We start from the raw sequence: 5,365 nt of genomic DNA on the forward strand, positions 1-5,365 counted from the left end.
AGAGATTCTTCGCTTCGCTTAGAATGACAAATTGGCTGCCTTTCTGGTATTTCTGTTAGAGAGTCTTTAGCGGATAAGGGAGATTCTTCGGTTGGGCTACGCCCGCCCTCAGAATGACAAACTAATTTCCCTTGTGAGGTAATTTTATTTTGTGGGTTGGATTCATTGTCATTCTGAGGCTTTGTAAAAGCCGAAGAATCTCTGTGGGCGACTAGTGATTCGTTTAGAGATTCTTCGGTCGCACTTCGTGCTCCCTCAGAATGACAAACTTGGCTAACGTTCTAGTAAATCCCACAGAGATTCTTCGCTTCGCTCAGAATGACAAACTTGGCAGAGTCGCTAGTGATTCGGGCTGAATTTCCCCATAATTGGGGCTATTAATGCCCATTAGTTGGGTATGGACAAATCTATATAATTATCCATATTTACAGAATTGGTTTTTACTTGATTATCCCTTATAGTAAGCCTTGATTTTAGATTTGAGTGTGGAGGGGGGAGCTTTGCCTCTGCGGTGCGCACTTGGGGACCTAAATCAATAAAATTATCTCTTCTTTTTGTATCTTTTGTTTTGTTTTGGCTAGATGGCTCTATGGGTGTTAAGTCATTTTGAGTGATTAAGATATGATTTTGTTTTATCACATTATTTATATCTTGGGGTTTAATGATTACAGGCATAAGTCTAGGGGTGCTTGTCTTTATCACAGGGTTTTTAAGATAGGTAATATCTATACTGATTTTATTTTTATTGGCATTTGCCATATTTGAAGTAATGGAAGTAAGCTTTTGAGTGGGTTTGCCATTTTCTACCACAAAGAGTTCATTATGCTCATTAATATAGCGCACAATGGGCTTCATATCCTTTTGTATATGGGTGGCTTTAGTTAGGGCATTTATTTGAGCTCTATCTTTTTGCATACTTTGGGGGCTATCATAAATCCCTACAAGATAGCGATAGAGTGGCTTGCCATTACTGCTACTCTCATAGACAATATAATCATGCTCTCGCATTTGGGAGAGAATTTCTTTAGGGACTTCTCCATGATAGGCGGCTATTTGATAATAATACCCTCTTAAGTGATTTTGGGTTAAGTGATTTTGTGGAGTGTGGGCAATGGTTTGAGCAATTTGAGTATGTGGGGTTTGTGTTGTTTGGCTTGCTTGAATTATCTGTGGGGTTTCTCTAGCTAGAGTTGCTCTCTGTGGGCTTTGTGCATTATAAGCTTGTGTGCCTTGTATAACTTGGGTAGATTGCATAGCTTGGCTACCTTGTATTGGTGTTTGGGTGTGGATATTGCCTTGTGGAGTTGCCCCTTGAAGTTGCTCTGCTTGGGCTATATAATCTTGGCTTGTGGCTGCATTATGTGTGGGGGTTTGAGTATTTTGGGCTTGGGTGGCTAGGAATGCTGGGTTTTGCGGAGTGTGGGTGTATTGTGTGGTTTGAGTGTGTGTGGTTTGGGTGGCTTGTGCTAAATGTGTGCCTTGAGCCCCTTGTGTTTGAGTTTGCGTTGGGGGAATATGTGTGCCTTGTGAAGAAACTTGACTTGCTCCTTGAAGTTGCTCTCGCATTTGGGGCGTTTGTGCTTGTTGGGCTATTTGTGCATTCTCACCATATTGCTGTGGAATCTGGGTGGCTTGGGTGTTTTGGCTGTATTGTGGAGTTTGCTCTGCTTGGGCTATTAAAGGAGATTCACTAAAGTCTTGTTGGGGGGTGAGCTGGGCTATATCTGCATAATGATATGCCCCACTACTTCCACTACTTCCACTACTTCCACTACTTCCACTACTTCCACTACTTCCACTACTTGCATTGCTTGCATTGCTTGCATTGCTTGCATTGCTACTACTTGCTCCACTTTGTGCCATTTGTGCCATTTGGGTATTTTGGGCTTGCTCTGCGGGGGTGAGTTGATTTTGTGCTTGGGGAGTCTCTTGAGGTGTGCTTGCAAATTCAGCTTGTGAAGGTTGTGCCATAGCTTGCTCTCTAACTTGGGTGTATGGTTGCTGTGTTTGCTCTGTAGCTGCTAGTTGTTGCTCTGGGGGCTCTGGTGCATTTTGTGCTTGTGTAGCTTGAGCTAACTGCTCTGCTTGCATTTGTCCCTCTTCTTGCATTTGAGCTTGAGTTTGCATTTGTGCTTGGGCAAGTTGGGCTTGCTCTTCTGCCATTTTTTGAGCTTCAGCTTGGGCTAATGCCTCCTTTTGTGCTGCTTCTTGGGCGAGTCTTTGCATTTGATCCATTCTCTCGGCCTCTTCTTGTGCTAAACGTTCAGCCTCTGCTTGTCGTTCTGCCTCTGCTTGTCTCTCTGCTTCTGCTCTGGCTAGCTCTGCTTGTCGCTCTGCCTCTGCTCTGGCTAGCTCTGCTTGTCGCTCTTCTCCTTGTTTTAGGGCTTTGGCTATCTCTTGCTTTTCTTTCTCATCTAAAGGCTCTTTCTCTTCTTCGAGGCTATCGACATAAAAGGCTATATCTCGTAATTCCTCATCGCTAAATTTATGACGTAAAAGGGCTGCTGCCATAATCGCATTTGCCCCGCCATTATTAGCATAGCCTTGCCTATAGGTATTAAGCATTACTAGCAAAGTATAAGGATCTCTATTATTAATAGGCACTCTGGCATGAGAGCCCGGTGGGATTACATCTGCTCTTTTACCATGGCATACTGCACATGCCTTTTTATAGAGATTACCTCCATTTTTAAGGCTATAGACAATGGCTTGGTCATAATTGACTTTAGCTGTAATGCTTAATGTGCTAGCTAGCACCAGAGCAAGTATAAGCCAAATTTTAAGTTTGCTCATTACTAAAACCACATTGCCAATTTAAGAGAGAATATATGGCTTATTTGCTCGCTTGAATATGAGCCATTATATTGTGCGGAGATTTCAGCGCTTTTACCTATGCTGTGATTCCACCCAGCCCCTGCGGTGCCCATAAATACAGGGAGGTAGAAGTTAGAGCTCGCCGTATGGCTACCTATTTGTATGGTCGCTTTTTGCGCGATGTGAGGGGTATGACGTCCTCCAATAGAGAAGTTATATCGAGCCCTGCCACTAAAGGCTTTAAGATATTTCACACTATAAGAGAAGCTTGGAATGCCAAATATATGATCAGGATAGGTTTCATCTTGGGCGTATGTGGAGTTATATTTGAGTGTAAAGCCATTTAAGTAAAATACCCCATAGCCCATACCAAATTCAGGGGAGATATAGCTATTTCTAAAGATATTATAAAAAGTCGCGCCTAATCGAACCTCTGCGTCCATACCATATGAGCTAAGCTTTTGTTTAGCTTGTGTGTCTATAGCACTTAAAGTAAGGGTTAAGTCTGGGAGTTGGGTTTGCCCATGGGCATAGATTTAAGATAATACTCATTTACGCCCTTAGTGTAAAAAGGCTTATAATACTGCCCGCCAATAAGGAAAGAATCTGTTTTTACACTCGCACTCCCTGTATCGCTTCGCTTCCAAGTGCTATTAGCACTCTCATAGCCGGCATATACACCTAAAGTCCCCCATTTCTTTAAGTCCATAAAGCTCCCCATTATGCTGCCTCCTGCAGTCTCAGTGCCTTTAGTAATCTCTCCTTTGGTCTCTAGTGTAGAAGTGGTAAATCGACTAAAGGGCAGCACAAAGCTTTGGAATGAGCTATCTTTAGCATGAGGGGCAAAAATGGTATCAACTTGATGGAGTATTTCTATATCTGTATAAGCTAGGGGGACTAGCACATCATTATCTTTTACCCTTTTACCTTCTGTATCAAGGCTTTTGGATTTAACTTTATAAATAGAGCCCTTTTTATGCGCATAGCTATTATGGAAGTTTCTTCTGCTCATAGAATCTAAGAGATCCCCTATAAGCATATTTTTAGAAATCACACCATTTAAGAGTGCTTCAGAGAGTTGCTCTCCGGGGCTTCCCTCAGGGGATAATCCTAAGGCAAAGCCATCATTTAAGTCAATAATAGCCACAGAGCTTTGTGCGGTATAGAGATGTTTGCTAGCGACAATCTTTAAAGTCGTGCTTCCCCCTAAATTGCTGGCATCTTGTTCTGTTTGAGTGCCGTAAGTGTCTGTTTTTTTCTTAATGTTACCTTCTTCATCTTGTATATCTTTAATGAGAGTGGTGGTGGAAGTGCCATTTTGTTTTAAAAACATTGCCTTATATTCATATTTCTTACCCCATTTATCATCTGTGGCGGTAATGAGTATGCCCTTACCTGTATCTATAGTATGTCCCTCACTATCTTCTCTTGCGCCAAAGGTGATTTCAGAGAGATTGACATTAGCCCCTACGATAAAATGAGAGTTGGCATTAGATACAGAAGTGGTGGCATTATAAGTCTCTGCGCTATCTTTTAGCTCTATTGCCCAGTTATTGAGTGTGAGTTTAGTGCCTTGTGTGGCTCCATTACTTGTGCCATTATTGATTGTGCCATCAAGATGGACATTACTAGTGGTGGTTGTTTGAGCACCTCCTACTCCACCAGCTTGATTATTTTGCACGCCACCTTGTGTTTGATTATCATGCGGGATTGTGATATTTGAAGTTAAGATAATCTCCCCTGCAGTTATGGTGCCTGAAGTATTATTAATGCTCCCTCTTACTTCTATGGTTTTATCTTGAGCTGAAATGGTGGCATTATTAGTGAGTGTGCCCCAATTGTTGGCATTACCAATGACTAATCTATCTTGCACATTTATGGTGCCTGAAGTATTAGTGAGTGTTTTTATGGTGCCATAGTTTGAGCTTGCGCCATTTGCTCCAGTTGTTGTGTTTTGGCTTGAATAATTCGTGCTACTGCCGCTTTTATTATTTATCCACTCATCTATATGGGAAGTATTACTTAAGGTAGTAAGGGTGCCTTGATTATCAAGTTTGGCTAGAGTAGCTTGGTTATTTAAGGTAGTAAGGGTAGCGTTAGAGCTATTGGTGATACCTCCTGTTATGGTGCCGCTATTAGTAAAGGTGGTTATGCTAGAGCTATTGGTGATACCAGCAGCGAAGCTGCCACCTGCTTTATTATTGAAAGTTTCAATAGTGCCCTCATTAGTGAAAGCAGTAGTGACACTGCCGCTATTATTGAGTGTTTTAATGGTCGCATTAGCTTTATTCTCTAAGGTGGTTACACTGCCGCTATTTAAGTTTAGCTCATCTATGGTGCCGCTATTTTCTAGTTTAGATAAAGTGGTTGCTGCGTTATTTAAAGTGGTAATGGTCGCATTGGCTTGGTTAGTAATCCCTTGAGTGATAGAGCCATAATTACTTAAAGTGCTAATGGTTTTAGCATTAGTTAGCATATCCATCGTGGCATTAGCATAGTTATTTAAGGTGGTTATGGTGGAATTATTAGTGAGATTTTTCATCGTGGCATT

The 5,365-nt window shown here is 41.8% G+C and carries 3 protein-coding genes; all 3 read right to left on the reverse strand.

Annotated features, from left to right (window positions below):
- Positions 1–387: 387 nt before the first annotated feature.
- Entirely contained in the window at positions 388–2,793 is a 2,406-nt protein-coding gene (locus CQA63_RS09115) for a c-type cytochrome (protein ID WP_104700291.1), read from the reverse strand.
- A gap of 2 nt (positions 2,794–2,795) precedes the next feature.
- A complete protein-coding gene (locus tag CQA63_RS09120; RefSeq protein ID WP_104700292.1) occupies positions 2,796–3,257 on the reverse strand; it encodes a hypothetical protein in 462 nt (153 codons plus the stop codon).
- A 56-nt stretch (positions 3,258–3,313) separates the two neighbouring features.
- Positions 3,314–5,365 (reverse strand): hypothetical protein (locus CQA63_RS09960; RefSeq protein WP_211305742.1); only part of this gene is annotated, 2,052 nt, incomplete at its 5' end.

This window comes from Helicobacter marmotae (assembly GCF_003364255.1).
Lineage (GTDB): Bacteria > Campylobacterota > Campylobacteria > Campylobacterales > Helicobacteraceae > Helicobacter_C > Helicobacter_C marmotae.